This is a genomic window from Sinorhizobium alkalisoli, from assembly GCF_008932245.1.
Lineage (GTDB): Bacteria > Pseudomonadota > Alphaproteobacteria > Rhizobiales > Rhizobiaceae > Sinorhizobium > Sinorhizobium alkalisoli.
The window spans coordinates 2,491,356-2,516,744 of the sequence record NZ_CP034909.1 but is presented as its reverse complement, the minus strand read 5'-3'; the positions used below and the strand labels follow the sequence as shown (position 1 = coordinate 2,516,744).

25 protein-coding genes and 1 pseudogene are annotated in these 25,389 nt (G+C 61.9%); 15 read left to right on the top strand and 11 right to left on the bottom strand.

Annotated elements, in window-relative coordinates:
- Positions 1-17: 17 nt before the first annotated feature.
- Together EKH55_RS12255 and EKH55_RS12250 are read left to right on the top strand one after the other, a co-directional pair.
- Positions 18-362 (top strand): DUF6867 family protein, encoded by a 345-nt coding sequence (locus EKH55_RS12255; RefSeq protein ID WP_069458169.1) that lies wholly within the window; start codon positions 18-20, stop codon positions 360-362.
- A gap of 114 nt (positions 363-476) precedes the next feature.
- The gene (locus tag EKH55_RS12250) at positions 477-1,595 is read left to right on the top strand and encodes a branched-chain amino acid ABC transporter substrate-binding protein (RefSeq protein WP_069458168.1); all 1,119 of its coding nucleotides are present in this window, start codon (positions 477-479) and stop codon (positions 1,593-1,595) included.
- Positions 1,596-1,894: 299 nt separating this feature from the next.
- Here EKH55_RS12250 and EKH55_RS12245 read toward each other — a convergent pair whose 3' ends face one another.
- Positions 1,895-2,347 (bottom strand): MarR family winged helix-turn-helix transcriptional regulator, encoded by a 453-nt coding sequence (locus EKH55_RS12245; protein ID WP_069458167.1) that lies wholly within the window; start codon positions 2,345-2,347, stop codon positions 1,895-1,897.
- Positions 2,348-2,525: 178 nt separating this feature from the next.
- Here EKH55_RS12245 and EKH55_RS12240 point away from each other — a divergent pair.
- The 11 genes and pseudogenes from EKH55_RS12240 (at position 2,526) to ureG (ending at position 11,049) form a co-directional block, all read left to right on the top strand.
- Positions 2,526-3,520, top strand: a pseudogene (locus EKH55_RS12240) (alpha/beta fold hydrolase).
- Positions 3,521-3,751: 231 nt separating this feature from the next.
- The gene (locus tag EKH55_RS12235; protein WP_151611579.1) at positions 3,752-4,585 is read left to right on the top strand and encodes an urease accessory protein UreD; all 834 of its coding nucleotides are present in this window, start codon (positions 3,752-3,754) and stop codon (positions 4,583-4,585) included.
- Between the two features lie 26 nt (positions 4,586-4,611).
- Complete coding sequence (locus EKH55_RS12230) at positions 4,612-4,914, top strand: urease subunit gamma (RefSeq protein ID WP_069458164.1); 303 nt, start codon at positions 4,612-4,614, stop codon at positions 4,912-4,914.
- A gap of 125 nt (positions 4,915-5,039) precedes the next feature.
- Positions 5,040-5,345, top strand: coding sequence for an urease subunit beta (locus EKH55_RS12225; protein WP_069458163.1), 306 nt, complete (start codon positions 5,040-5,042; stop codon positions 5,343-5,345).
- A complete protein-coding gene (locus tag EKH55_RS12220) occupies positions 5,342-5,767 on the top strand; it encodes a lysozyme inhibitor LprI family protein (RefSeq protein WP_069458162.1) in 426 nt (141 codons plus the stop codon). The genes EKH55_RS12225 and EKH55_RS12220 overlap by 4 nt, the downstream gene beginning before the upstream one ends.
- Before the next feature lie 2 nt (positions 5,768-5,769).
- On the top strand, positions 5,770-6,420 hold the full coding sequence (locus EKH55_RS12215; protein ID WP_151611578.1) for a Urease operon accessory protein: 651 nt from the start codon (positions 5,770-5,772) through the stop codon (positions 6,418-6,420).
- 3 nt (positions 6,421-6,423) lie between these two features.
- A complete protein-coding gene (gene ureC, locus EKH55_RS12210) occupies positions 6,424-8,136 on the top strand; it encodes an urease subunit alpha (RefSeq protein ID WP_069458160.1) in 1,713 nt (570 codons plus the stop codon).
- Positions 8,137-8,362: 226 nt separating this feature from the next.
- Complete coding sequence (locus EKH55_RS12205; RefSeq protein WP_069458159.1) at positions 8,363-8,902, top strand: peroxiredoxin; 540 nt, start codon at positions 8,363-8,365, stop codon at positions 8,900-8,902.
- A gap of 334 nt (positions 8,903-9,236) precedes the next feature.
- Positions 9,237-9,725 (top strand): urease accessory protein UreE, encoded by a 489-nt coding sequence (ureE, locus tag EKH55_RS12200; RefSeq protein WP_069458158.1) that lies wholly within the window; start codon positions 9,237-9,239, stop codon positions 9,723-9,725.
- Positions 9,718-10,389: an urease accessory protein UreF gene (locus EKH55_RS12195; protein ID WP_069458217.1), complete on the top strand. Its 672-nt coding sequence runs from the start codon at positions 9,718-9,720 to the stop codon at positions 10,387-10,389. Before ureE ends, EKH55_RS12195 begins: the two co-directional genes overlap by 8 nt.
- A gap of 48 nt (positions 10,390-10,437) precedes the next feature.
- Positions 10,438-11,049, top strand: a complete 612-nt coding sequence (gene ureG, locus EKH55_RS12190; RefSeq protein ID WP_069458157.1) for an urease accessory protein UreG — start codon at positions 10,438-10,440, stop codon at positions 11,047-11,049.
- Positions 11,050-11,061: 12 nt separating this feature from the next.
- Here the strand turns inward: ureG and EKH55_RS12185 are convergent, their stop codons facing one another.
- From EKH55_RS12185 to EKH55_RS12150, 8 genes are all read right to left on the bottom strand, one after another.
- Positions 11,062-11,742, bottom strand: coding sequence for a Crp/Fnr family transcriptional regulator (locus tag EKH55_RS12185; RefSeq protein ID WP_069458156.1), 681 nt, complete (start codon positions 11,740-11,742; stop codon positions 11,062-11,064).
- Between the two features lie 146 nt (positions 11,743-11,888).
- Positions 11,889-15,200, bottom strand: coding sequence for an efflux RND transporter permease subunit (locus tag EKH55_RS12180; protein WP_151611577.1), 3,312 nt, complete (start codon positions 15,198-15,200; stop codon positions 11,889-11,891).
- A 15-nt stretch (positions 15,201-15,215) separates the two neighbouring features.
- Entirely contained in the window at positions 15,216-16,397 is a 1,182-nt protein-coding gene (locus EKH55_RS12175) for an efflux RND transporter periplasmic adaptor subunit (RefSeq protein ID WP_069458154.1), read from the bottom strand.
- A gap of 522 nt (positions 16,398-16,919) precedes the next feature.
- Positions 16,920-17,912, bottom strand: a complete 993-nt coding sequence (locus EKH55_RS12170) for an ABC transporter substrate-binding protein (RefSeq protein WP_069458153.1) — start codon at positions 17,910-17,912, stop codon at positions 16,920-16,922.
- Positions 17,913-18,051: 139 nt separating this feature from the next.
- Positions 18,052-18,921: an ABC transporter permease gene (locus tag EKH55_RS12165; protein WP_069458152.1), complete on the bottom strand. Its 870-nt coding sequence runs from the start codon at positions 18,919-18,921 to the stop codon at positions 18,052-18,054.
- Positions 18,918-19,802, bottom strand: a complete 885-nt coding sequence (locus EKH55_RS12160) for an ABC transporter permease (protein ID WP_069458151.1) — start codon at positions 19,800-19,802, stop codon at positions 18,918-18,920. Before EKH55_RS12160 ends, EKH55_RS12165 begins: the two co-directional genes overlap by 4 nt.
- A complete protein-coding gene (locus EKH55_RS12155; protein ID WP_225192753.1) occupies positions 19,795-20,184 on the bottom strand; it encodes a GNAT family N-acetyltransferase in 390 nt (129 codons plus the stop codon). Before EKH55_RS12155 ends, EKH55_RS12160 begins: the two co-directional genes overlap by 8 nt.
- A 94-nt stretch (positions 20,185-20,278) precedes the next feature.
- Entirely contained in the window at positions 20,279-21,070 is a 792-nt protein-coding gene (locus tag EKH55_RS12150; RefSeq protein ID WP_151611576.1) for an ABC transporter ATP-binding protein, read from the bottom strand.
- A gap of 121 nt (positions 21,071-21,191) precedes the next feature.
- Here EKH55_RS12150 and EKH55_RS12145 point away from each other — a divergent pair, with 121 nt between their 5' ends.
- Entirely contained in the window at positions 21,192-21,626 is a 435-nt protein-coding gene (locus EKH55_RS12145) for a cupin domain-containing protein (RefSeq protein WP_069458149.1), read from the top strand.
- Between the two features lie 16 nt (positions 21,627-21,642).
- Here the strand turns inward: EKH55_RS12145 and hydA are convergent, their stop codons facing one another.
- Together hydA and EKH55_RS12135 are read right to left on the bottom strand one after the other, a co-directional pair.
- Positions 21,643-23,097: a dihydropyrimidinase gene (gene hydA / locus EKH55_RS12140; RefSeq protein ID WP_069458148.1), complete on the bottom strand. Its 1,455-nt coding sequence runs from the start codon at positions 23,095-23,097 to the stop codon at positions 21,643-21,645.
- A gap of 82 nt (positions 23,098-23,179) precedes the next feature.
- Positions 23,180-24,430, bottom strand: a complete 1,251-nt coding sequence (locus EKH55_RS12135) for a Zn-dependent hydrolase (protein WP_069458147.1) — start codon at positions 24,428-24,430, stop codon at positions 23,180-23,182.
- A gap of 277 nt (positions 24,431-24,707) precedes the next feature.
- Between EKH55_RS12135 and rutR the strand changes: the two genes are divergently transcribed.
- Positions 24,708-25,349, top strand: a complete 642-nt coding sequence (gene rutR / locus EKH55_RS12130) for an HTH-type transcriptional regulator RutR (protein WP_069458215.1) — start codon at positions 24,708-24,710, stop codon at positions 25,347-25,349.
- Positions 25,350-25,389 lie beyond the last annotated feature (40 nt).

Below are 25,389 nucleotides of genomic sequence, written 5' to 3'. Positions count from 1 at the left end.
CGTCTGGAGTTAATGACATGCAGGGAATTCTCTACGAAGAAGCGTCAATCTGGCAGTTTCTGTTCGTCACCTGTGTCCTAGGCGGCTGGACTGCCTGGAGAACGGGCAAAAATGTCGCCGAAAACTGGCAGACGGTTCAGCGTTTGCTGATCTATGTGGCACTGCTCGGCCTCGCTATCCGTTTCGTGCATCACGCCCTTTTCGGAGGAACGATGTTCAGCCTGCAATACTATATTGTAGACACGGTCGTGCTTTTGTTGTTTGCTACCGCCGGTTTCCGGTATTACCTGACCAAGCAAATGGCAAACAACTATTATTGGTTATATGAAAAAGCCTCGCCTTTCTCTTGGAGGGCGAAATAGGGGAACAGCATGTGCCGGTCGCAAGCGGCCGGTGCAAAGGATCACCGGCGCAAGAATAGTGGGCATTGCGCTGGCTTTGAAATGAGACCCGCTCGACAATTTGGGAGTAACAAGATGAAAAAGTCTCTTCTGTCGGCTGTGGCGCTGACCGCAATGGTCGCCTTCAGCGGCACCGCGTGGGCCGATATTCTTGTCGGCGTCGCTGGTCCGCTGACGGGCCCGAATGCGGCGTTCGGCGCTCAGCTCCAGAAAGGTGCGGAGCAGGCTGCTGCCGACCTCAATGCGGCAGGCGGCATCAACGGGGAACAGATCAAGATCGTACTCGGCGACGACGTTTCCGACGCCAAGCAGGGCGTATCGGTAGCCAACAAGTTCGTTGCCGATGGCGTGCAGTTCGTGATCGGCCACTTCAACTCGGGTGTCTCTATCCCGGCGTCGGACATCTACGCCGAAAACGGCATCCTGCAGATCACCCCGGCTTCGACCAACCCGCAGTTCACCGAGCGTGGTCTCTGGAACACGTTCCGCACCTGCGGCCGTGACGACCAGCAGGGCGCGGTTGCCGGCGCTTATATCGCCGCCAACTTCAAGGATGCAAAGGTCGCCGTCGTTCACGACAAGACGCCTTATGGTCAGGGCCTTGCCGATGAAACCAGGAAGGCCATGGGCGAAGCCGGCGTCACCGAAGCCCTCTATGAAGGCATCAACACCGGCGACAAGGACTTCTCGGCGCTGATCGCCAAGATGAAACAAGCCGGCGTTTCGGTCGTGTATTACGGCGGTCTGCACACGGAAGCCGGCCTCATCATGCGTCAGATGAAGGACCAGGGCCTGCAGGCGACGTTCATGTCGGGCGACGGTATCGTTTCGAACGAACTGGCCTCGATCGCCGGCGATGCGGTCGACGGCACGCTGATGACCTTCGCTCCGGATCCGCGCAAGAACCCGAATGCCAAGGAACTCGTCGAGAAGTTCCGCGCAGCCGGCTTCGAGCCGGAAGCGTACACGCTCTATTCCTATGCGGCGCTTCAGGTGATCGCTGAGGGCGCCAAGGCGGCCGGCGGCAACGACCCGCAGGCGGTTGCCGAAGCCATCAAGGCAAAGGGCCCGTTCCAGACGGCGATCGGCGAACTCGGCTTCGATGAAAAGGGCGACATCACGCGTCCGGACTACGTCATGTACACCTGGAAGAAGGGTGATGACGGCAAGTACAGCTACTTCCAGAACGAGTAGTCCTCGTTTGAAATAGTCAAGTGAAGGGCCCGGTCACAAAGCCGGGCCTTTCTCTTTTGTGCGTCCTCGGGCGTACGGCAATATGAGTGCGTACCCAAAAAACGGCGCGTCGACGGCAATGCGGATGAGATCAACTGGGGGAGCTTCGTGGGTCCGGACGGCAGTTCGACGGCGTGGAGCGTCAGTTCAGACCTGCTACGGACGCTTTAACTCTCCAAGTCCGCATCTGGGCTAACCGAAGGTTCGGGTCCGACAGGCTACAGCGCCGCGCGTCTTTCAGACGCGCAAAGATCGATGCGCTAACGCAACAACGATGTGCGAAGCGCCGCGATTTCCCGTTTGAGCCGGGTCATCTCGGCCGGTTCCATTCCAGTCGCGTCGACAATTCCGTTTGGCACGGAGCTAGCTTTTTCCCTGAGAGCGCGACCGGCTTCGGTGAGGCGGACACGTACCTGCCGCTCGTCCGTCCTGTCGCGAACCCTGGAAATATAACCCATTGCTTCCAGCCGTTTCAGCATGGGCGTGAGCGTGCTCGATTCAAGGAAAAGCTTTTCGCCGAGGCTGCCCACCGTCTGGTCGTCCTTTTCCCAAAGCACGACCATGACCAAGTACTGCGGATAGGTGAGCCCCAACTCATCGAGCAGCGGCTTGTAGACACGCGTGAACGCGTGATTCGCGGAATAGATGGCGAAGCACAGAAATTCGTCGAGCTTCATCACCTCCTCGGAGGGGCGGGTATCTGCGTTTGCCATGGGCTTCTTCCAAACGTCGAGACCCACAAAGTAAATCGTTCGCGATATAATCGCAAGGCATTGACAACCGAATTCCAGAGCGTTAAATATCGTACACGATCTAAGCGTACGCGATATATAAGAAAAAGGAGTTTTATATCGTGCACAATTAAATCGCGAGATCTAAAGGAGTACATGTATGATGAACGGTCAAGCACGGATGATTGCTGATGGCTTTTTCAGGCGTAGAATCCTGGCCGGGGCGCTGGGTGCCGCGGGCGCGGCCGCAGCTTTCTCTGTCGCCAATTCAGAACGGCGGCGGACGCCGGAACCTCACCCGCAAGCCAAGGAGCAAAGACTATGGGCAGTCGCATTCTCACGCGTGACGGTGTCGAAATCTATTACAAGGACTGGGGTCCCAAGGACGGTCCGGTCGTGATCCTCAGCCACGGCTGGCCGTTGTCGTCCGACAGTTGGGAGGCGCAGGCCATCCATCTTGCCAGCAACGGGTTCCGCGTCGTCACCCATGATCGTCGCGGCCATGGCCGATCCAGCCAGCCCTGGGACGGCAACGACATGGACCACTATGCCGACGACCTGGCCGAGATGATCGAGCAATTGGATTTGAGGGATATCTTCCTCGCCGGCTTTTCGACCGGTGGCGGCGAAATCGCCCGCTATATCGGCCGGCATGGCACCGAGCGTGTAGCCAAGGTGGGGCTGATCGCGGCCGTTCCTCCGTTGATGGTGAAGGCTGAGAGCAATCCGGGCGGTTTGCCGAAGGATGTGTTCGACGGACTGCAGGCCGCCAGCCTTGCCGATCGCTCGCAGCTCTACAAGGACATTGCGTCGGGTCCGTTCTTCGGCTTCAATCGGCCCGGCGCAAAGCCCTCCCAAGGCATGATCGACAGTTTCTGGCTGCAGGGCATGACGGCCGGCCACAAGAACACCTATGATTCAATCGTCGCCTTCTCGCAGACGGATTTCACCGAGGATCTGAAGAAGTTCGACGTGCCGACGCTTATCATCCATGGCGACGACGACCAGATCGTGCCGATCGACGCAGCCGGCCGCGCCTCGAAGAAGCTCATTCCGCATGCGGTGCTAAAGGTCTATCCGGGTGCTCCGCATGGCATCACCGACACGCATAAGGACGAACTCAACAGGGATCTTCTGGAATTCGCACGGTCCTGATCTTTGCAGCGCGTGTTGGAGGAGGGCCCCGACGAGGGGTCCTCCTTGTCGGCGAAAGCGGCGGCCGAACCGAGGGGGTGTTGTGCTGCGCTGGAACTTGGTCGAGGCGCCGTTGTCGTGGATGGCGATTTGGCTTGGGAAACAGTGGCTTGACTTTGGTCGCCCGGTTTCCGACGATGCCGGATCAGGAATTGCGCGAGGGTCGCGCGCCGGCAGGGGAACTCCGAGACATTGACCGCGTCGGCAATCATCGCTCCGCAAAGGGCGTGGGGAAAGGGGCGGCTGATCGCCAAATTTCAAGGGGGACGCACGCGCATAGCCGAACTCTACCAGGAAGGCTGCGCCAAGCTCCGCCTGCCGAAGACCTTCGACGGTACCATGGAAGCAGTGCTCATCAACTCGTCAGGGGGCGTCACGGGCGGCGACCGTTTGAACTGGGCCTTCGAGGCCGGGGAGGGGACGAGCCTAACGTTGGCGACGCAGGCCTGCGAGAAAATCTACAAGGCGAGCGCAGGCACCGCAGAGATCGAGACACGCCTGTCGGTCTCGGCCGGCGCCCGTATCGACTGGCTGCCGCAGGAAACGATCCTCTTCGATCGGGCGTCGCTGTCGCGCGTGCTCGAGGTCGATCTGGCAAGCGATGCCGTGCTGCTCGCCGTCGAGGCGGTGCTGCTCGGTCGCAAGGCAATGGGCGAGACGGTGCATACCGGCCTCTTTCGCGATCGCTGGCGCGTCTCGAGCGGCGGCAAGCTGATTCACGCCGAAAATCTGACGCTCGCCGACGAGATTGCCCGACTTGCCGCAAGACCTCCCGTCCTTGGCGGCGCGGCCGCGTTCGCGACGCTTCTCTATGTGGCGCCGGATAGCGAAGCGATGCTCTCGAAGCTGCGCGCAGCACTTGCAGCGGTGGCATGGGCAGGCGTTAGCCACCACAGGGTCGGCGGGCGCGACAAGGTCGTCGCCCGCATGGTCGCCGCCGATGGTTACGAACTCAGAAAAATCCTCGTCCCGCTCATTTCGCACTTGCGTAAGGACGCATCTGTGCCGAAAGTCTGGACTCTCTGATCCTGCAATAACCCGGATGCCGACTCATGAATCTCACTCCGCGCGAAAAAGACAAATTGTTGATTTCCATGGCGGCGATGGTCGCGCGTCGGCGGCTGGAGCGGGGCGTCAAGCTCAATCATCCGGAGGCGATCGCGCTGATTACCGACTTCGTCGTCGAAGGCGCGCGCGACGGCCGGTCCGTGGCCGAACTGATGGAGGCGGGTGCGCATGTGCTGACCCGCGATCAGGTGATGGAGGGCATCCCGGACATGATCCACGACATTCAGATCGAGGCGACCTTCCCGGACGGGACGAAGCTCGTCACCGTTCATGAACCGATCCGTTAAAGCATTTTGCAGTCAGGTGGAATCGCCTGACGTCGCATAAATGCGGCAAAAACAAACAGACAGAGCGGTTGCGCGAACGTATGTGAGCGCATTCCGCTCTAAGACCTGCGTGAGGGGACAAAAACTTGATTCCAGGGGAAATCATCGCAGCCGCCGGCGACATCGAATTGAATGCCGGTCTTGAGACCGCCACCATCGAGGTCTCCAATTCCGGCGATCGGCCGGTGCAGGTCGGCAGCCATTACCACTTCGCGGAGACGAACCCTGGCCTGAACTTCGATCGCCAGGTAGCTTATGGCATGCGTCTCGATATTCCTGCCGGCACGGCCGTTCGCTTCGAGCCGGGCCAGACCCGCCAGGTTACGCTGATCCCGCTATCAGGCAAGCGCGAGGTGTTCGGCTTCCGCCAGCAGGTGATGGGCAAGCTATGAGGCCAATTGCTCCCGTCACCGCTCTACTCCTCATCGTTTCAACGGCTTCCGCGTTCGCCCAGGAGCAGCCGGAAGTGAATTGCCAGGAGGCCGTGACGCAGATGGATTTGAACCTTTGCGCTCATCGGGATTTCGAGGCGGCCGACATGGAACTGAACAGCATCTACCGACAGGCGATCGCCGCGATGCAGGCAACCGACAAGGAACTGGGCGATATCAACGCGGCCCATGTCGGAGCCGTGGGGGCGCTGAAAAAGGCGCAGCGCGCCTGGATCGGCTATCGCGACGGCCAGTGTGAACTGGCCGGTTTCGAGGCGCGCGGTGGCTCGATGGAGCCCATGCTCGTCTCTGGCTGTCTAGCGGACCTGACGCGAAAGCGGACGGCAGAACTCAAAGAACTGCTCGAACCCGCAGGGAACTGACGTTGCAAGAGGGCCGCGTCGTCATGATCGTGGGCAATGGCGAGGTGCCGGAGGGTGCCGCCGCGATGATCGACACTGCCGATCTGGTGATCCGTTTCAACGACTGCCGCTCGATCGGCAAGGGCGGCAGCAAGACCGACATTATCGCGGTCTGCAACACCGGTCGCCCCGCGCTCGCGATGCTCGGCGGCGGCCGCTGGAAGACAAGCGACCCGGTGAGGCAGGCGCGCGAGATCTGGAGCGTACGCTCCGGTGCGAAGTTTGCCGCCATGCGGGCTGGTCTTGCCGCAACGCACCCGGATCTTGACGATTTCTGCGATGACTATACCGCCGGCTTCGAAAGCTTTGCGCGTGCGACCGGGCGTAAACACCGCGCCGTTCCCCCAGAGACGCAGGAACGGCTGGAGCGTGACCTCGCCCGCTTCGAGCCCTCTCCTTACGTCGTTCCGTCGAGCGGCCTCGTTGCGGTCGCCGACATTCTCTTGAATGCCGCCTCCAGCGGCGACCGCATCGTGCTTGCCGGTTTCGGCCATAGCGGCTGGGCGTGGCACCCCTTCGCGGCCGAGCGTCGCTATGTCGATGCGCTCGCCGCCGATGGCCGCCTTCGCCGCCTCGATCAATCCATTTCGTCAGACTTGCCTCAAGGAGCCTGAACCATGTCCTACAAGATGTCGCGTGCGGCCTATGCCAACATGTTCGGTCCGACCGTGGGCGACAAGGTGCGGCTTGCCGATACCGAGCTTTTCATTGAAGTCGAGAAGGATCTCACCACCTATGGCGAAGAGGTGAAGTTCGGCGGCGGCAAGGTTATTCGCGACGGCATGGGCCAGAGCCAGGTGACGCGCGCTGCAGGCGCTGTCGACACGGTCATCACCAATGCGCTCATCGTCGACCATTGGGGAATCGTCAAGGCCGATATCGGCCTCAGGGACGGGCGCATCGCCGCCATCGGCAAGGCCGGCAATCCGGACACGCAACCGAGCGTGAACATCATCGTCGGTCCGGGTACCGAGGCGATCGCCGGCGAAGGGAAAATCGTCACCGCAGGGGGTATGGACGCGCATATCCACTTCATCTGCCCGCAGCAGATCGAAGAGGCGCTGACGAGCGGGCTGACCTGCATGCTCGGCGGCGGCACCGGGCCGGCGCATGGCACGCTCGCCACCACCTGCACGCCGGGGCCCTGGCACATCGCCCGCATGATCGAGGCGGCCGACGCCTTCCCGATGAACCTCGCCTTTGCCGGCAAGGGCAACGCCTCGCAGCCGGGCGCGCTGGTCGAAATGGTGATGGGTGGCGCCTCGTCGCTCAAGCTGCACGAGGATTGGGGCACGACGCCGGCGGCGATCGACTGCTGCCTTTCGGTTGCCGACGAGTATGACGTGCAGGTGATGATCCACACCGACACGCTGAACGAGAGCGGTTTCGTCGAGGATACGATCGCGGCGATCAAGGGGCGGACGATCCACGCTTTCCACACTGAAGGGGCGGGCGGCGGCCATGCGCCGGATATCATCAAGATCTGCGGCCAGCCGAATGTCATTCCGTCCTCGACCAACCCGACGCGGCCCTACACGCTCAACACCGTGGCGGAGCATCTCGACATGCTGATGGTTTGCCATCACCTGTCGCCGTCGATCCCGGAGGACATCGCCTTTGCGGAAAGCCGTATCCGCAAGGAGACGATCGCAGCGGAGGATATCCTGCACGACATAGGCGCCTTCTCGATCATCTCCTCCGACAGCCAGGCCATGGGGCGCGTCGGCGAAGTGGCGATCCGTACCTGGCAGACCGCCGACAAGATGAAGCGGCAGCGCGGACGGTTGAAGGAAGAGGCGGGCGACAACGACAATTTCCGCGTCAAGCGCTACATCGCCAAATACACGATCAACCCGGCGATCGCCCATGGATTGAGCCACGAGATTGGCTCGCTCGAGGTCGGCAAGCGCGCGGATCTCGTCCTCTGGAACCCGGCCTTCTTCGGCGTTAAGCCGGACATGGTGCTGATCGGCGGCACGATCGCCGCGGCGCCGATGGGCGATCCGAACGCCTCCATCCCCACGCCGCAGCCGGTGCATTATCGACCGATGTTCGGCGCCTATGGCAAGAGTCTTACCAATTCCTCCGTCACTTTCGTCTCGCAGGCCTCGCTCGATGCCGGGCTTGCGGGCAGGCTCGGCGTCGCCAAGGAACTCGTCGCGGTTCAGAACACCCGAGGCGGCATCGGCAAGGCGTCGATGATCCACAACAGGCTGACGCCGCATATCGAGGTCGATCCCGAAACCTATGAGGTCCGTGCCGACGGGGAACTGCTGACATGCGAACCGGCAACAGTGCTGCCGATGGCACAACGCTACTTCCTGTTCTGAATCTGTCGCATTCGTCTAATAAAATGGTCGGATTTGGGGCTGATGGGCAAACTCGTCGATTGCTCCTCGACATCAGCCATGCGTCTGCCGCAACGCTGCCATGCAGTCTCAAATCGCAGCTTTGATGCTGCACTGCAGCGCAAACTCCTGTAGGAAGAGCGCTCGCTTTCCGCGGGCCTGCGTTTTCCTCTCTGACGCGGTCGGCAGCAATTCGAAGGAGACCCTGATGCTCGGCAGAAAAGTTCCTGCAGTAACCTTCCGCACCCGTGTCCGCGACGAATCCGTCGGCGGCTCCAATCCATTTCGCTGGCAGGATGTCGGCTCGGATCACTACTTCGCCGGCAAGCGCGTTGTGCTCTTTTCCCTACCGGGCGCCTTCACGCCTACCTGTTCGACCTACCAGCTGCCGGACTTCGAGAAACTCGCGCCGGAGTTTCGTGCGCTCGGCATCGATGAGATCTATTGCATTTCGGTCAATGACGCCTTCGTCATGAATGCCTGGGGCAAGTCGCAAGGCCTCGAAAGCGTGAAGCTCATTCCGGACGGCTCGGGTGAATTTACGCGCAAAATGGGGATGCTGGTCGCCAAGGACAATCTCGGCTTCGGTATGCGCTCCTGGCGCTACGCCGCCGTCATCAACAATGGCGTGGTCGAGCAATGGTTCGAGGAAGAAGGCTATTCCGACAATTGCGATAGCGATCCCTACGGCATCTCATCGCCGCAGAACATCCTTGCGGCACTGAAGTCGCAGAAGATCGCCGCCTGATCGAATAGACGGTCCGAACAAGGCCCCGGTTGCCGCGAGTAGGTCCTAGAAAGTCCTTTGGATTTTCGCCGCCTCGCTGGCGCCGGGGCCTTTTATTGGCGGATCACGTTGATTTTTAGGTCTGATCGAACCGAAAGCATAAACGTTATGGAAATCAGCGCTCAAATGCATTCTTACACCGCGCTATTTGTTGTTTTTTCCGAATGTGTGTGACGCCAGCCGTTTCCAGCTGACCGCAAAATGCCTAGAGTGCCAAGCCAAAACGGTGGGAGCTCAATGGTTTACGTGATCGCACATCTGAAGGCGCATCCGGAAAAGGTCGAGGAGATCTAACGTGCCCTATCGTTCGACCGCAGTCCTTTCGCCCGGGCCCGCCGACAGGATGCCTCTCCATCGTGTGACCTTGACGCATGACCAACGGCACCTGCGCCGCAAGCTCCTGCATCTCGAAAACGACGACGTGGTGATGCTCGATTTGAAGGAGCCGGTGATGCTTGCCGATGGCGACCTCCTGGTGCTGGAGGGCGGCGGTCATATCGAGGTGAAGGCGGCGCAAGAACAGCTTTATGAAATACGTCCGCGCGACAGGCTGCACCTGATCGAACTCGCCTGGCACCTCGGCAACCGGCACCTGCCGGCGGCGGTGGAGGAGGGGCGGATCCTGATCGCCCGCGACCCAGTCATCCGCGTGATGCTCGAGGGCCTCGGGGCGGCGGTGAGCGACGTGATCGAGCCGTTTCATCCCTTGCGCGGCGCCTATCACGGCACGGGCGGCCACCATCATCATCATGTGCATGGCGGCGATCACCACCACGATGGCTGAACGCGCCGATACACAGGCGTTGATCCGCCTCGTCACCTGGCTTTCTCCTGCGTTTCCCGTCGGCTCCTTTTCCTATTCTGGGGGGCTGGAGCAGGCGGTTCATGACGGCCTGGTGACAGGCGCCGAAGACCTCGATCTTTGGCTGAAGACGCTCATGCATCGGGGAGCGGCCTGGAACGATGCGCTGCTGCTGGCCGAGAGCTACAGGAACCACGAGGATGCGAAGCGCTTGCGGGCGGTCGCCGAATTGGCGGAGGCGCTCGCCGGTTCGCGCGAACGGCACCTGGAAACCATGCTTCTCGGTGGCGCTTTTCTCGCCGCTGCCCGCCATTGGCCGCATCCGGTGTTCGAGCCGCTGGGCCCCGAGGCGGCCTATCCGGTGGCCGTGGGTGCGGTTGCCGGAGCCCATCGGACCGGGCTCGAACCGGCAATCGCCGCCTATCTTCACGCCACCGCCTCCAATGCCGTCTCGGTCGCCATACGCTGCGGCGTGACCGGCCAACGCGACGGCGTCGGCGTGCTGGCGGGGTTGGAGAAGTCGGTCATGAGCGTCTCGGCGCGCGCTGCACGCGGATCGCTCGACGATCTTGGGTCGGCGGCAATCATGGCCGATATTGCTTGCCTGAGACACGAAACCTTGCATTCGCGCCTGTTTCGCTCTTGATGCATGTGCCACATGCATGCCCACAGGTGACGGGAAAGGACATAAGACATGCCATCGAAAAACGGTCCTCTTCGCGTCGGGATCGGCGGTCCGGTCGGGTCCGGCAAGACGGCGCTGACGGACAAGCTCTGCAAGGCGATGCGCGAGAAATATTCCGTCGCCGTCGTCACCAATGACATCTACACCAAGGAAGACGCGGAGGCGCTGGTGCGCATGCAGGCGTTGTCTTCCGAGCGGATCGTCGGCGTCGAAACCGGCGGCTGCCCGCATACGGCAATCCGGGAGGACGCCTCGATCAATCTGCAGGCGATCGCCGAACTCAACCGCCGCATTCCCGACCTGGACGTCGTCTTCATCGAATCCGGCGGCGACAATCTTGCGGCCACCTTTTCGCCCGATCTGGCGGATTTGACCATCTACGTGATTTCCGTCTGCCAAGGCGAGGAAATCCCGCGAAAGGGCGGACCGGGCATCACGAAGTCCGATCTGCTTGTGATCAACAAGAAGGATCTTGCTCCGTATGTCGGCGCCGACCTCGAGGTGATGGAGCGCGACGCGGCGCGAATGCGCGCGCAAAAACCCTTCGTCTTCTCCGACATGAAACGGGGGGAGGGGATCGACCTGATCGTCGAATTCCTGACAGCAAACGGCGGCCTTTGAGCCGGCTGGGCGTCAGAACTCCTCGAGCGCCTGGCGGTTGCGGATTTCGATCACGCGTCCCTTCACGACGACGCCGGACGGGCGCAGCATCGAGAAGGCGCGCGAAAGCGCCTCCGGCGCGAGACCGAGCTTGCCGGCGAGCACGTTCTTCTGAAACGGCAGCCGGAAGGAGAAGGTCTCAGAGCCGTTCGGGCAATGGCTGAGGATATAATTGGCAACCCGCTGCGGCGCCGTCAGCAGCCGGTCATCCGCGAGGCAATCCTCGGTCATCTTGCCATGGTGACAGACGACCTCGAGGAGCGCCTGGGCGACGTCGGTTTCTTCGGCCGCGAGCTGACTGAGCCGGCGGCTCTCGACGCGCGCCACGATCGATGGCTCGGCGGCCTGCGCATTCGCCGTCGCGCGGTGGTTCAGGAACATGGCGTTGACGCCGAACATATCGCCTCGCTGGAAGACGGCGACATCCGCCTCGCGGCCGTCCTTGCCGAGGCGGTAGAGACGCACGAGACCGGAGAGTACGAAGAATACCTCGTCGATCCGCTCCTGCTCGCGAAACAGCACGTCGTGCTCCTCATGTGTGGAGACTGTCGTGTCCGCGAGAATTGCTTCCACCGTCGCCCGTGCCAGCCGCGAGAAAAAGCGCGAGTGGAGGAGAATGGCCCTGTCGCCCGAGGTCAATCGCAATGTCTTCATACCGCTCGTTCCCAAAAAAGCCAGGGACGAAACTAGCGGTTCGGGCCGCGCCGGAAATTGACCTTGATCAAACAACTTCGCGAATGAATCCGCGTCCTAGCGCTGCGCGTCTTGTCAGACGCGCAGGCGTGCACACGTCTTAAGGACTATTCGGCTGCAAGGGCCGGATGGCTGATGACCTTGCGGTCGGATTTGCCGCGCCGTTCCGCCTCCAGCGCATTGACGCGCTCGTCCAGGCTTTCGATCGTGCTGCCCTGCTCGGCGGCGAGCTTGCTCAGGGCCTCGCGGTCGAGAGGCAGGACTTCCTCGTCCTTCTTGCCGACGAAGCGGCCGAAGATCCAGGCGAGCAGCCGCGACAGGTCGTCCATGATCAGGAAGAACGAGGGGACGACGACGAGGCTCAAGACCGTCGACACGATGATGCCGCCGATCACCGCAATTGCCATCGGCGCGCGGAAGGAACCGCCTTCGCCAACGCCGAGCGCCGAAGGCAGCATGCCCGCGGACATGGCGATCGAGGTCATGACGATCGGGCGGGCGCGCTTGCGGCCGGCCTCGACCATCGACAGCGTCCGGTCCATGCCGTGGTGCATCATCTCGATGCCAAAATCGACGAGCAGGATCGCATTCTTGGTGACGATACCCATCAGCATCAATATGCCGATCAGAACAGGCATGGACAGCGCATTCTGCGTCAGGATCAGGCTTGCCGCCACGCCGCCGATGGCGAGCGGCAGCGAGAACAGAATGGTGAAGGGTTGGATCACGTCCTTGAACAGCAGGATGAGCACGACAAGCACCATCATCAGGCCGAGCAGCATTGCATTGCCGAAGCTCTGCTGCATCTCCGCCTGAACCTCGGCATCGCCGCTCTCCAGGAATTGGACGGTGGAGGGGAGCTCAGCCTCGGCGGCGATCTGCTTGAAGCGGGCCGATGCGGTGTCGAGCGCGACGCCGGCCGGCAGGTCCGCGCCGAGCGCGACAACCCGATAGCGGTCGTAACGCTTGATCGAGCTCGGGCCCTCAGAGTAGTTGATATCCGCGACGCTCGACAGCGGAACCATGGCGCCGGAGGCGGTCTGAACCTTGAGATTGCGGATCGCTGCCAGGTCACTGCGGAAATCGCGATCGAGCTGCACCCGGACCGGGATGAGGCGCCCATCAAGCGCGATCTTCGTCAGCTGCGCGTCGACGTCGCCGATCGTGGCTACGCGGATCACCTCCGAAATCTGCGCCGTAGTGATGCCGAGACGGGACATCTGCTCGTCGCGCGGACGGATTTGCAGTTCCGGCCGCGGCAGAGCGCCGTCCGGACTCACATTGGCAAGCAGCGGGTCGCTACGGAGCTTTGCTTCGAGAGTCGCGACCGCCTTGTCCAGATCGGCCTCGTCGTTGGAGAGCAAGTTGAACGAGAGATCGCGCTCACCGCGGTCGTTAAGCTTGATGACGCGGACGTCCGGGATCGACTGCAGCCGTGTGAAGATTTCCTTTTCGATCTGAGATTGCGGCTTGGTGCGGCCGGCCGGCGGTAGCTTCGGCAGATATTCGCCGATCAACGGCATGCCGCCGATCACGTCATTGACGATCCTGTTGACCAGTGAATGGTCGAGTTTCCCGAGAAGTATGGTCACGGCCGCGCGCCTGAGCTCGAGATCGCCCTTCGGAGAGGCGCCGCCAAGCACGAAGACGTCTTCGACGCCGTCGATATCCTTGATCCGGTTGTAGATCTCGGTGGTCGTCCGATCCGTGTCCTCGAGCATCGCGTCCGGCGGCAGTTCGATCGACAGGCTGACGCGCGAGTTGTCCTCCGGCGGCAGGAAGCTGCCGGGGACGAAGAGGATGAGGGCGACCACCGAGCCGACCGAGAGGACGATCGCGGCAAGAAGCGTCGAATAGCGCGTGTACCAGGCCTTCGTGGTGAATTGCACGAGGCGCGTGTACTGGCGCATTATGAAGCCGTCGTCGCCGTAGTGGCCGCCCACGTCCGTGGGCTTCATCAGATAGGCCGCCATTACCGGCGTGATCAGGCGTGCGACCAGAAGCGAGAAAAAAACGGCGACGGCGACAGTCAGGCCGAACTGGATGAAATATTGCCCCGGAATGCCCGGCATGAAGGAGACGGGTACGAAGACGGCGATGATGGTGAAAGTCGTGGCGATGACCGCAAGGCCGATCTCGTCCGCCGCCTCGATCGCAGCGCGATAGGGCGACTTGCCCATCTGAATGTGCCGCTCGATGTTCTCGATCTCGACGATGGCGTCGTCGACAAGGATGCCCGTCGCAAGCGTCATGGCGAGGAAGCTCACGAGGTTCAGCGAGAAGCCCAGGAGTTCCATGACCCAGAAGGTGGGAATGGCCGAAAGCGGCAGCGCGACCGCGGCGATCAGGGTAGCCCGCCAATTGCGCAGGAACAGCATGACGACGATGACGGCAAGCAGCGCACCTTCTATCAGCGTGTGGATGGCCGCCTCGTAATTGCCATAGGTGAAATAGACCGAGTCATCGACCATCTCGATCGTGACGTCCGGATGTTTGGCCCGGATCCCCTCCAGCGTCTCGGCGACCGTTTCGGCCACCGTCACCTCGCTCGCACCCTTGGCACGGAAGACCGCGAAGGTAACGCCGGGATGCCCGTTGAAGCGCGAGAAGGACTTCTGTTCCTCATAGGTGTCGGTCACGGTGCCGAGTTCCGAGAGGCGGACGAAGCGGCCGTTCGGCAGCGAGATCATCGTGTTGGCGAGGCCTGCCACGTCGCGCGTATCGCCGAGCGTGCGGATCGCCTGTTCGCTGCCGCCGACCTGACCCCGGCCGGAACCGAGATCGAGGTTCATGCGGCGGAGCTGACCGTTGACGTCGGCGGCACTGATGCCGAAGGAATTCAGCCGGTCCTCGTCGAGTTCGATTCGGACTTCGCGGTCGGAGCCGCCATAGCGGTCGACGCGGCCGATGCCGCTCTTGCCCTGGATCTCGCGCTTGATCGTGTCGTCGACGAACCAGGAGAGCTCTTCGAGCGTCATGCCCGGCGAGGAGACGGAAAAGGTCTGGATCGCCTGACCTTCGACGTCAACCTTCGAGACGATCGGCTCGTCGATCGTCGTCGGCAGATCGCCACGGATGCGGTCAATCGCGTCCTTGACGTCCTGAACCGCTTGGGTTGTCGGCACTTCCATGCGGAAGATCACGGCGGTGGTGGAGGTGCCATCGGTAATGGTCGATTGAATATGGTCGACGCCCGAAATGCCGGCGACCGCGTCCTCGATCTCTTTGGTGACCTGGGTTTCGAGTTCGGCTGGCGCCGCACCGCTCTGGGTCACCGCGACCGAGACGATCGGCACGTCGATGTTCGGGAAACGGGTGATCGGCAGCGAATTGAAGGACTGCCAGCCGAGCACGACGAGCACGAAAAAGGCCAGGATCGGCGCGACCGGATTACGAATGGACCAGGCGGAGAAGTTCATGGTCTCGGTTTCCCGTCAATTGGTTATCGGCTGCGCCGGTTTGACCGGATTGATGCGGTCGCCGTCGCGCACATAGGCGCCGGCCTTTGCCACCGCTTGTTCGCCCGCCTCGAGTCCGGAAACAATCTCGACGAACTGCCCGTCCTGAATGCCGGTCGTCACCGGGACCAAGTGCACGACGCCGTCCTCGACCTTGCGGACGATCGATTTGCCGTTCTCCGCGGTGACCGCCGTTTGCGGCAAAACCACCGCCTGTTTCTGCGCGACGGTAATGACGGCGCTGGCATACATGCCTGCACGTGCCTCTGTCGCATCGGCGAGGGTGATGTGCACGGTGCCGAGCCGCGTCACCGGATCAACCGTCGGCGCGATCAGTCGGATCTTGCCGTCAATCGTCGTGCTGCCCCCGGCAAGCTTCATTGTTGCAGCCTGGCCGATGGCAAGCTTGAGAATGTCGGCCTCGGTAACGTCCGCCTTCATCTCGATGGCGCCGTCACGGATGATCGCGAAAAGCGGCGCGCCGGTGCCGCTGGCAATCGCACCGATCTTGGCATTCTTGGCGGAGATCACACCGCTGACCGGCGCCTTTACTTCCGTGCGGGCAAGACGCAGGTTCACATCGTCGATCTGCGCCTGAACGACCTTGATATCGGCGGCCGCAACACCTACGGATTGCTCGGCAGAGCGGACGCGGGCGCGCGCGGCTGCGGCGAGCGCCTTCAGCCGGTCGGCCTCCGCGGTCGAGACGGTGCCGTTTGCCGAAAGCTGCTCGGCGCGATCGGCAACGCGCGTCGCCTCTTCCGCATTGGCCGTCGTTTCGGCGAGCTGAGCACGATATTGGGCAAGCGCGGCCGCCGCCTTGGCCAAATTGGCTTGGAGTTCGCTTTTCTGCAGGAGCAGCGCATCGTCGTTGAGAACGACGAGCGTGCTACCTTTTTCGACCCGGTCGCCGACGTCGACGTTCAGCGACCGAATGGAAAGCCCGTCCACCAGCGGGGAAACATAGGTCTCCTCGACCGCCTCGATCGAACCGGTTGCGAGGACACGATCCCTGATCGATCGCTCCGTGGCTTCGGTAACGACGATCGACGGCAATAGCTGTTCCTGCTGCGGTGCCGGTTCCTCGGCCGAGGCTGCGGAAAAGCCGAGTGCAATCGCTGCGAAGGCGCCGAGAAAAGGAAGAAATATCTGAACCATCGGCCTGTCGTCCCAAAGAAAGTCATGCCCGCTCGCCAATCGAAAGACGAGGCGCTTATCTGTACTCGCGGCTTTGCCGGCTATGCCGCCCGATTGCCGGTCGCGGCCGCGGCATCGAATTCCTTCCGACCGATCCGGTCAAACAGAAACGGCCCGCTATTTTAACTGCGTTTTCAAACCCGCACAGGATACGGTGACACTTCGAACTGCCGCGTGGTTGTCGTCGGATCGGCTTCCGCATCGAACGAAACCAAGCGTCAGGGATAAATTTCCCCCACAGGACAGGAAGAGAGAATAAACGGCTCCCCCTGCGCCACCTTCCAACCAAACGTTGCGGCCTATGTAATCTTCGTAGCAAACGCTTGCAAGGGCTGGCGAAGCGATGGTGCCTCAATATTTTTGACCGTCCGCCACTCCAAGGCTATATCGATACAACTTATGATGTAGGTTTGGCAACCGAGGCAGGGCAGGAAGAAAGCGAGCGGCAGCCGCCGCTCGCTTTCCCGTATTCGACAGGACTGTTTAGTTCAGGGCTTCGTCGGTGATCTCATGCGTCCAGGCGCCTTCCGGCTCCTTCGAGATGACCGGATCGGAGCCGCCCGCAAGCAGGGATTCCACGGTGCGCTTGTAGTCGGCCTCGTCGAGGGCGCCGTTCGAGCCCGCGGTCAGCTTGGCGATTTCGCCCATCATGCGCTTCTGGTGCTTTTCCGTCTGGGCGCCGGTCGAGTCGTTCTCGAGCACGATCTCGGCCGCTTCATCCGGATTTTCCTCGGCATATTTCCACCCCTTCATCGAGGCGCGGACAAACTTCACCATCTTCTCCTTGAAGGCCGGATCCTTGAGCTTGTCCTCGAGCACATAGAGACCGTCTTCGAGCGTGGCGACACCCTGGTCCTCGTATTTGAAGGTGACGAGATCCTCGGGCTTGATGCCGGCGTCGATTACCTGCCAATACTCGTTGTAGGTCATTGTCGAGATGCAGGCCGCCTGTTTCTGGATGAGCGGATCAACATTGAAGCCCTGCTTCAGCACCGTTACGCCGTCCGGCCCACCGTCGGTCGGGATCTTCAGGTGCGCCATCCAAGAGAGGAAGGGATACTCGTTGCCGAAGAACCAGACGCCGAGCGTCTTGCCCTTGAAGTCTTCCGGTTTCTGCACGCCGGTCTCCTTGAGACAGGTCAGCATCATGCCGGACTTCTTGAAGGGTTGGGCGATGTTGACGAGCGGTACGCCCTTTTCGCGCGAGGCAAGCGCGGAGGGCATCCAGTCGACGATGACGTCGGCGCCCCCGCCGGCGATCACCTGCGCCGGAGCGATGTCCGGACCGCCGGGCTTGATCTCGACGTCGAGACCCTCCTCCTCGTAGAAACCCTTCTCCTTGGCGACATAGTAGCCCGCAAACTGGGCCTGGGTCACCCATTTCAATTGCAGGGTGACCTTGTCGGCGGCATTAGCGTGGAATGCAGCGAGCGAAAGGACGCCGGCTGTCAGCAGAGATGCAAGTCTTTTTTTCATGTCAGTTCCCTCTTATCGTTGCTTCATCGTCAGAGCGGGATGAGGAAATATCAGCGGGGTTTCCGCCCGCATCCTGCTCCAGATCGTCAGTGTCGACCACGTCTTTGATTTGGGACAGTCGACCCCAATTCATGGTGATCTAGCCCCGGCCACTGCGGATGGACGGATGCCAGAACGTGACGGCCCGTTCGATCAGCGCAACCGTCCCGTAGAAGGCGGAGCCAGCCACCGCCGCGACGGCGATTTCGGCCCAAACCATGTCGACGTTCATGCGGCCCACTTCCGTGGAGATACGGAAGCCCATGCCGACGATGGGCGTCCCGAAGAACTCGGCCACGATGGCGCCGATCAGCGCCAGGGTGGAGTTGATCTTGAGTGCGTTGAAAATGAAGGGCCAAGCGGCCGGCAGCCGTAATTTGATAAGCGTCTGCCACCAGCTGGCCGCATAGGTGCGCATCAGGTCGCGCTCCATATGGCTCGCGGCGGCAAGTCCCGAAACGGTGTTCACCAGCATCGGGAAGAAGGTCATGATCACGACGACCGCGACCTTCGACTGCCAGTCGAAGCCGAACCACATCACCATGATCGGCGCGACGCCGATGACGGGCAGGGCGGAGACGAAATTGCCGAGCGGCAGCAGGCCCTTCTGCAGGAAGGGCGAGCGGTCGATCAGGATCGCCGCCAGAAAGCCGAGGCCGCAGCCGAGCCCGTAGCCTGTCAGCACCGATTTCAGGAAGGTCTGCCGGAAATCGGCCGAGAGCGTAGGTATGGAGTTTACCAGCCTCTGCCAGATCATCGACGGCGCCGGCAACAGGACCGACGGGATGCCGAAGCCACGGACGATGCCCTCCCAGAGGACGAGGATGGTGATGCCAAACAGGAACGGTACCGCAAAGCGTGCAAGGTTGCCAACCGTGCGGTTCGCGAAATGCTGCCGGACCAGCCATTCGTTGACGGCCCAGGCGACAAGCCAGAAGGCAATCGCGCCGGCGAGAGGGGTCGTATTCATGGCTTGGCTCCCATGCGTCTCAGCACCGCCGAGTGCGCCAAGCCGACGATCATGACGAGGACGGCCGCGAGCGCTGCCGCCATGAACAGAGCCGCCCAGATCTGCACCGTTTGGCCGTAATAGGAACCGGCAAGCAGGCGGGCACCCAGCCCAGCCACCGCGCCCGTCGGAAGTTCGCCGACAATGGCGCCGACGAGCGAGATGGCGACCGCGACCTTGAGCGAGGTGAAGAGGAAGGGCATCGAGGAGGGCCAGCGCAGCTTCCAGAAGGTCTGGGCCGGCGATGCGTTATAGGTATGCATGAGATCGAGCTGGATCGTTTCCGGGCTGCGCAGCCCCTTGACCATGCCGACGACCACCGGGAAGAACGAGAGATAGGTGGAAATCAGCGCCTTCGGCAGCAGGCCGGCGATGCCGATCGCATTGAGCACGACGATGATCATCGGCGCGATCGCCAGGATGGGGATCGTCTGGCTGGCGATCACCCAGGGCATTAGCGAGCGTTCCATCGCCCGGTTGTGGACGATGCCGACGGCGAGAAGAATGCCGAGCGCCGCGCCGATTCCGAAGCCGAGCAAGGTGGCCGAGAGCGTGATCCAGGCGTGATAGACGAGGCTGCGCTTCGACGTGATCGCCTTGTTGACGGTCGTATCCCAGATCTCGGCCACGACCTGGTGCGGCCCCGGCAGGACCGGCCGCTCCTGGAACATCGTGTTTCGGACGAGATCGGACAGGGCGATCTCGGTGCCGCCGCGCGCCGCGGTGTCGCGCTCGAAGGGTGCGTTCAGGAACACGGCGGCGACATACCAGACGGCGATCAGAATCAGGACGACGGTGGAGATGGGGAGGAGTTTGTCGCGGACGAAGCTATAGTCACGCATGGAACGCTTCCCTCCCGCGCGGCAGTTCGGCACGCCAAAGATAGAGTATATCCGGCAGGCCTTCCTCGTTCTCACCGGCCGTTCTGCCTGCCGGCACGAAGCCCTCGCGTACATAGAAGCGCTGAGCACGCGTATTGTGTTCGAAGGTCCAAAGTCTGAGCTCGGTTCCCGACCGCTTCTTGGCTACGCCGAGCAACGCGGCTCCAACTCCAGTGCCCCTGTGGCGTTCATCGACATAGAGCGCCGTTACGAGGTGATCGTCGGAAAAAGTGAGAAAGCCTGCGATTTCAACTTCACGTTCTGCGACGACAACCGAGCGCTCGGCAAAGACAGTTTCCCGGTAATACCGCTCCACTTCGCCTGTTGAATGGACTCTTGGCATCCACGGCGTCGCGTCTATCCAGCTGCTGAGGATACCGGCGCATACCGCCATATCTGCCAAATCCGCATCGCGGCAGCGCGCCGGACAGGCGGGGCTATTCCTCATAGCTGTGCCCCGCTCTCAAGCCCTCGCGGACGCGATGGGCGATTTCGAGGAATTCCGGCGTTTCGCGGATGCCGAGCGGTCGTTCCTTCGGCAACGTCGATTCGATGATGTCGGTAACGCGGCCGGGGCGGGGGCTCATGACGACGATCCTGGTCGAGAGGTAGACGGCCTCGGGGATCGAGTGCGTCACGAAGCAGATCGTCTTGCTGGTTGCGGCCCAGAGCTTGAGCAACTGTTCGTTCAAGTGATCGCGGACGATTTCGTCGAGCGCGCCGAAGGGCTCGTCCATCAACAGGAGATCGGCGTCGAAGGCAAGCGCGCGGGCGATCGAGGCGCGCTGCTGCATGCCGCCGGAAAGCTGCCAGGGATATTTCTTGCCGAAGCCTGCAAGGTTGACGAGCTCCAGCGTCCGTTCGATCCGCGCCTTTTTCTCTTCCCGCGAGTAACCCATGATTTCGAGCGGAAGCGCGACGTTCTTCTCGATCGTCCGCCAGGGATAAAGGGCGGCTGCCTGGAAGACATAGCCATAGGCCCGCTTGCGGCGAGCGTCCTCAGGCGTCAGGCCGTTGACGGCGATCGAACCGGAGGTCGGCTTTTCCAGGTCGGCGATGACGCGCAGGAACGTCGTCTTGCCGCAGCCGGAGGGACCGATGAACGAAACGAAGTCGCCCTTGCCGACGTCGAGGTTGACGCCGGTGAGCGCGTTGACCGGCCCGTCGCTCGTCTCGAACGTCAGCCCAAGGTTCCGGGCCGAGACGACGGAAGCGGGATTGGATGTCATCGGTGAATTCTCATTCTCATTCGTCTGTGCCAGACTGCTATCAGGGCGCGCAACATGCAATCGCGGATTTGCCGCAGACGGCTCCGGTTGCGGGTTTTTCAGCGAATTCTGGAGAAGATTCATGTCTCGATCATCCAATCCTGGCTGTCGCGTGGTGCGCCCGGGCAACGGTTACGCCGGAAAGCAGGGGCTCAACTATTTCGAAGGCATTGCCGCGGAGACGGTGGGGTCGACGGGCATCTGCATGCATCTCCTGACCATGCCGCCGGGCGCCCGCGCCAAGGCGCATCTCCATGAGAGCCACGAGACAGCGATTTACGTGCTCTCCGGCGAGGCGCACACCTGGTTCGGCGACCGGCTCGAGGAGCATGTGGTCGTCAAGGCCGGCGAGATGTTCTACATCCCCGCCGGCGTGCCGCATCTGCCGGCGAACCTCTCCGACAGCCCCTGCACCGCAGTGATCGCCCGGACGGATCCGAAGGAGCAGGAGAGCGTCGTGCTGCTGCCGGAACTGGAGGGACTTGTGCCGGCCGATCCTTTCGCGCCTGACCAATGACGGATGCGGCATCGCGTCAGACGCCGCTTGCCGGGATGCCGGTACGCTGCACCGCGCGCGGCGCCGTCACTTCCTTCCAGGTCGTGAGCGCCGTGCTGACGGCCGGGAAGGGATCGCGACGGACGAATTCGCCATGGCCTTCGTGGGTTTTCACCGTGCCTTCCTCGATTGCGACAACGCCGCGCGTCAGCGTGAAGCGCGGCAGACCGGTAACCGTCTTGCCCTCGAAAACGTTGTAGTCGATCGCCGATTGCTGGGTCTTGGCCGAGATCGTCTTCGAGCGCTTCGGATCCCAGACGACGAGGTCGGCATCGGCGCCGACGAGTATTGCGCCCTTTTTCGGATAGATGTTGAGGATCTTGGCGATGTTGGTGGACGTCACCGCGACGAATTCGTTCATGGTGATCCGACCGGTCGCGACGCCATAGGTCCAGAGCATCGGCATGCGATCCTCCAGCCCGCCGGTGCCGTTCGGGATCTTGGTGAAGTCGCCGACGCCGAAGCGCTTCTGCGCCGTCGTGAAGGCGCAATGGTCGGTTGCGACCACCTGCAGCGAGCCGGAGGCAAGCCCCGCCCAGAGGCTGTCCTGATGCGCTTTGTTGCGGAAGGGCGGCGACATCACCCGGCGGGCGGCGTGGTCCCAGTCCTTGTTGAGATATTCGCTCTCGTCGAGCGTCAGATGCTGGATCAACGGCTCGCCGAAGACGCGCATGCCCTTGGCGCGGGCGCGGCGGATCGCCTCGTGCGCCTGCTCGCAGGAAGTATGGACGATATAGACGGGACAGCCGGCCATGTCGGCGATCATGATCGCGCGGTTGGTGGCTTCGCCCTCGACCTCGGCCGGCCGCGAATAGGCATGCGCCTCGGGGCCATTGTTGCCGTCCGCGAGCAGTTTCGCTTGCAGTTGCGCCACCACGTCGCCGTTTTCGGCGTGAACAAGCGGCAGCGCGCCGAGCGCGGCGCAGCGCTGGAACGACGAGAACATCTCGTCGTCGTCCACCATCAGCGCGCCCTTATAGGCCATGAAGTGCTTGAAGGTGTTGATGCCCTTATCCTTGACGATGGTCTCCATCTCATTGAAAACCTGTTCGCCCCACCAGGTGATCGCCATGTGGAAGGAATAGTCGCAATTGGCGCGAGTCGACTTGTTGTCCCACATGGTGAGGGCTTCGAGCAGCGACTGGCCGGGCGAGGGGAGGGCGAAATCGACGACCATGGTTGTGCCGCCGGCCAGAGCCGCGCGCGTGCCACTCTCGAAATCGTCGGAGGAATAGGTGCCCATGAAGGGCATTTCGAGATGGGTATGCGGGTCGATGCCGCCCGGCATCACGTAGCAGCCGGTCGCGTCAAGCGTTTCGGCGCCCGAGAGATTGGGGCCGATTTCGACGATCTTGCCGCCTTCGACCTTGATGTCGGCCTTGTAGGTCAGGTCGGCTGTGACGATGGTTCCACCCTTGATGACGGTGCTCATTGTTCTTTCCTCGCAATGATCTGTTGGGCGGCGGTAGGCCACCAGCCAAACGGGCGGAATTTCCGTCCCGCTGCAGCAATTCTCACTCGACGACTTCCGCCGTTTCGAGCACGGCGTGGAATAGGACGTCGGCGCCGGCCACGGCCCATTCCTTTGAAATGTCCTCGGCCTCGTTGTGGCTCAACCCTCCGACGCAGGGGCACATGATCATCGTCGTCGGGGCGACTTTTGCCGCCCAGCAGGCGTCGTGCCCTGCACCGGAAATGATGTTCATATGGCTGTAGCCGAGCTTCTCGGCGGCGCCGCGGACGGTTGAGACCAGCTTGGGATCGAAGGTGACCGGGTCGAAATGGCCGACCGCCTCGATGGCACACCCGACGCCAAGGGGCTCGCAGATCTTCGGCGCTTCCGCCTCGATGCGCGCGCGCATGCCGTCGAGCTTGGCCTGGTCGGGCGAGCGGATGTCGACGGTGAAAACGACCTTGCCCGGCAGCACGTTGCGAGAATTCGGCGAGAAGAACATCTGGCCGACGCCGCCGACGGCTCCCGGCTGATTTTCAATGGCGACGGTCTGCACCATTTCGAGGATGCGCGCCATGGCGAGCCCGGCATTGACGCGCATGTTCATCGGCGTCGAGCCGGTATGGGCCTCCCGGCCGGTCAGCGTGAACTCGAGCCACCAGAGACCCTGACAGTGGGTGACGACGCCGATCTCTTTGTTCTCGGCTTCGAGGATCGGCCCCTGTTCGATGTGATATTCGAAATAGGCGTGCATCTTGCGATCGCCGACGTCTTCGTCGCCGACCCAGCCGATGCGCTTTAACTCGTCGCCGAAGATCTTTCCTTCGGGATCCTTGCGGGCATAGGCATAGTCGAGCGTGTGGACGCCGGCGAAGACCCCGGAGGCAAGCATTGCCGGCGCGAAGCGCGCGCCTTCCTCATTGGTCCAGTTGGTAACGACGATCGGGCGCCTGGTCCTGATCCCGAGATCGTTCATCGTGCGCACGACCTCGAGGCCGCTTAACACCCCGAGCACGCCGTCGAACTTGCCGCCGGTCGGCTGGGTATCGAGATGGGAGCCGATATGGACGGGCAGGGCATCGGGATCGGTTCCGGGGCGAGTCATGAACATGGTGCCCATTTTGTCGACACCCATGGTGAGCCCGGCCGCCGCGCACCAGGACTGAAAGAGCCGTCGGGCTTCGCCGTCGGCATCCGTCAAAGTCTGGCGATTGTTACCGCCAGCGACGCCTGGGCCGATCTTCGCCATTTCCATCAACGAATCCCACAGGCGGTCGGCATTGACGCGCCTATTCTCGCCAGGTGCTGCCATGGCGTTCTCCTCTGATTTCGGCTGGGCCCTCCCCCGGGGATAGCCCTCATGTTCCCGTTGGCCAAATCTGAGCTTTGTTTTATGCCCTTCTAACAGCCGTTGCCTTTATTGGCGTTCTGGCTGATAATTTGACCGGTTGGTAAACATTACAGCTTCCGCGGCGGCACTCAAGCGGGAAAAAGAAAAAATCGGAACTGCTGCCCATAAAATGGCGCGTCCGAATTTCGGGCAGATCGGGTCCCTTTCCGATCCGGTGCGGGCATCGACAGGGGGAGAGATGGTACTTCCAAGAGCGGCCAAGACCCAAAGGCGCACGCGTATTCAGGAGGAGAAGGAGGAGCAGATCTTGGAAGCGGCGCTGGAGGTCTTCTCCGCGCACGGCTTCCGCGGCTCGACCATCGATCAGATCGCCGAGGTCGCCGGCATGTCGAAACCGAACCTGCTTTATTATTTCCGCACCAAGGAGGCGATGCACCGCGCCCTGATCGACCGAGTGCTCGACACCTGGCTCGATCCGCTGCGCGCGCTCGACGCAGGCGGCAATCCCGTTGCCGAGATCCGAAGCTATATCCGGCGCAAGCTCGAACTTGCGCGGGATTACCCACGTGAAAGCCGCCTCTTCGCCAATGAGGTGCTTCAGGGAGCACCGCATATCGAGGACGAACTGAAAGGACCTCTGAAGCAACTGGTCGACGATAAGGCCGAGGTGATCAGGGCCTGGGCGAAGGCGGGCAAGATCGCCAAATGCGATCCCTATCACCTGATCTTCGCGATTTGGTCGACGACGCAGCATTACGCCGACTTCGACGTGCAGGTGCGCGCCGTCCTCGGCCAGGAGCATGCCGGTGACGGGCGCTTCGAGGATGCGGCGCGGTTCCTCGAACGGCTGTTCATCGATGGCCTGCAGGTGCGGGAGTAGGTACGTCGGCGTTTGCGGGTCATCTTCGTCCCTCATCCCG

Bases quoted from the DNA above. Each gene is read 5' to 3' on its own strand.
- EKH55_RS12255 (WP_069458169.1), top strand. From the start codon at position 18: ATGCAGGGAATTCTCTACGAAGAAGCGTCAATCTGGCAGTTTCTGTTC.
- EKH55_RS12250 (WP_069458168.1), top strand. From the start codon at position 477: ATGAAAAAGTCTCTTCTGTCGGCTGTGGCGCTGACCGCAATGGTCGCC.
- EKH55_RS12245 (WP_069458167.1), bottom strand. From the start codon at position 2,347: ATGGCAAACGCAGATACCCGCCCCTCCGAGGAGGTGATGAAGCTCGAC.
- EKH55_RS12230 (WP_069458164.1), top strand. From the start codon at position 4,612: ATGAATCTCACTCCGCGCGAAAAAGACAAATTGTTGATTTCCATGGCG.
- EKH55_RS12220 (WP_069458162.1), top strand. From the start codon at position 5,342: ATGAGGCCAATTGCTCCCGTCACCGCTCTACTCCTCATCGTTTCAACG.
- ureC (WP_069458160.1), top strand. From the start codon at position 6,424: ATGTCCTACAAGATGTCGCGTGCGGCCTATGCCAACATGTTCGGTCCG.
- EKH55_RS12205 (WP_069458159.1), top strand. From the start codon at position 8,363: ATGCTCGGCAGAAAAGTTCCTGCAGTAACCTTCCGCACCCGTGTCCGC.
- EKH55_RS12195 (WP_069458217.1), top strand. From the start codon at position 9,718: ATGGCTGAACGCGCCGATACACAGGCGTTGATCCGCCTCGTCACCTGG.
- ureG (WP_069458157.1), top strand. From the start codon at position 10,438: ATGCCATCGAAAAACGGTCCTCTTCGCGTCGGGATCGGCGGTCCGGTC.
- EKH55_RS12185 (WP_069458156.1), bottom strand. From the start codon at position 11,742: ATGAAGACATTGCGATTGACCTCGGGCGACAGGGCCATTCTCCTCCAC.
- EKH55_RS12180 (WP_151611577.1), bottom strand. From the start codon at position 15,200: ATGAACTTCTCCGCCTGGTCCATTCGTAATCCGGTCGCGCCGATCCTG.
- EKH55_RS12175 (WP_069458154.1), bottom strand. From the start codon at position 16,397: ATGGTTCAGATATTTCTTCCTTTTCTCGGCGCCTTCGCAGCGATTGCA.
- EKH55_RS12170 (WP_069458153.1), bottom strand. From the start codon at position 17,912: ATGAAAAAAAGACTTGCATCTCTGCTGACAGCCGGCGTCCTTTCGCTC.
- EKH55_RS12165 (WP_069458152.1), bottom strand. From the start codon at position 18,921: ATGAATACGACCCCTCTCGCCGGCGCGATTGCCTTCTGGCTTGTCGCC.
- EKH55_RS12160 (WP_069458151.1), bottom strand. From the start codon at position 19,802: ATGCGTGACTATAGCTTCGTCCGCGACAAACTCCTCCCCATCTCCACC.
- EKH55_RS12155 (WP_225192753.1), bottom strand. From the start codon at position 20,184: ATGCCAAGAGTCCATTCAACAGGCGAAGTGGAGCGGTATTACCGGGAA.
- EKH55_RS12150 (WP_151611576.1), bottom strand. From the start codon at position 21,070: ATGACATCCAATCCCGCTTCCGTCGTCTCGGCCCGGAACCTTGGGCTG.
- EKH55_RS12145 (WP_069458149.1), top strand. From the start codon at position 21,192: ATGTCTCGATCATCCAATCCTGGCTGTCGCGTGGTGCGCCCGGGCAAC.
- hydA (WP_069458148.1), bottom strand. From the start codon at position 23,097: ATGAGCACCGTCATCAAGGGTGGAACCATCGTCACAGCCGACCTGACC.
- EKH55_RS12135 (WP_069458147.1), bottom strand. From the start codon at position 24,430: ATGGCAGCACCTGGCGAGAATAGGCGCGTCAATGCCGACCGCCTGTGG.
- rutR (WP_069458215.1), top strand. From the start codon at position 24,708: ATGGTACTTCCAAGAGCGGCCAAGACCCAAAGGCGCACGCGTATTCAG.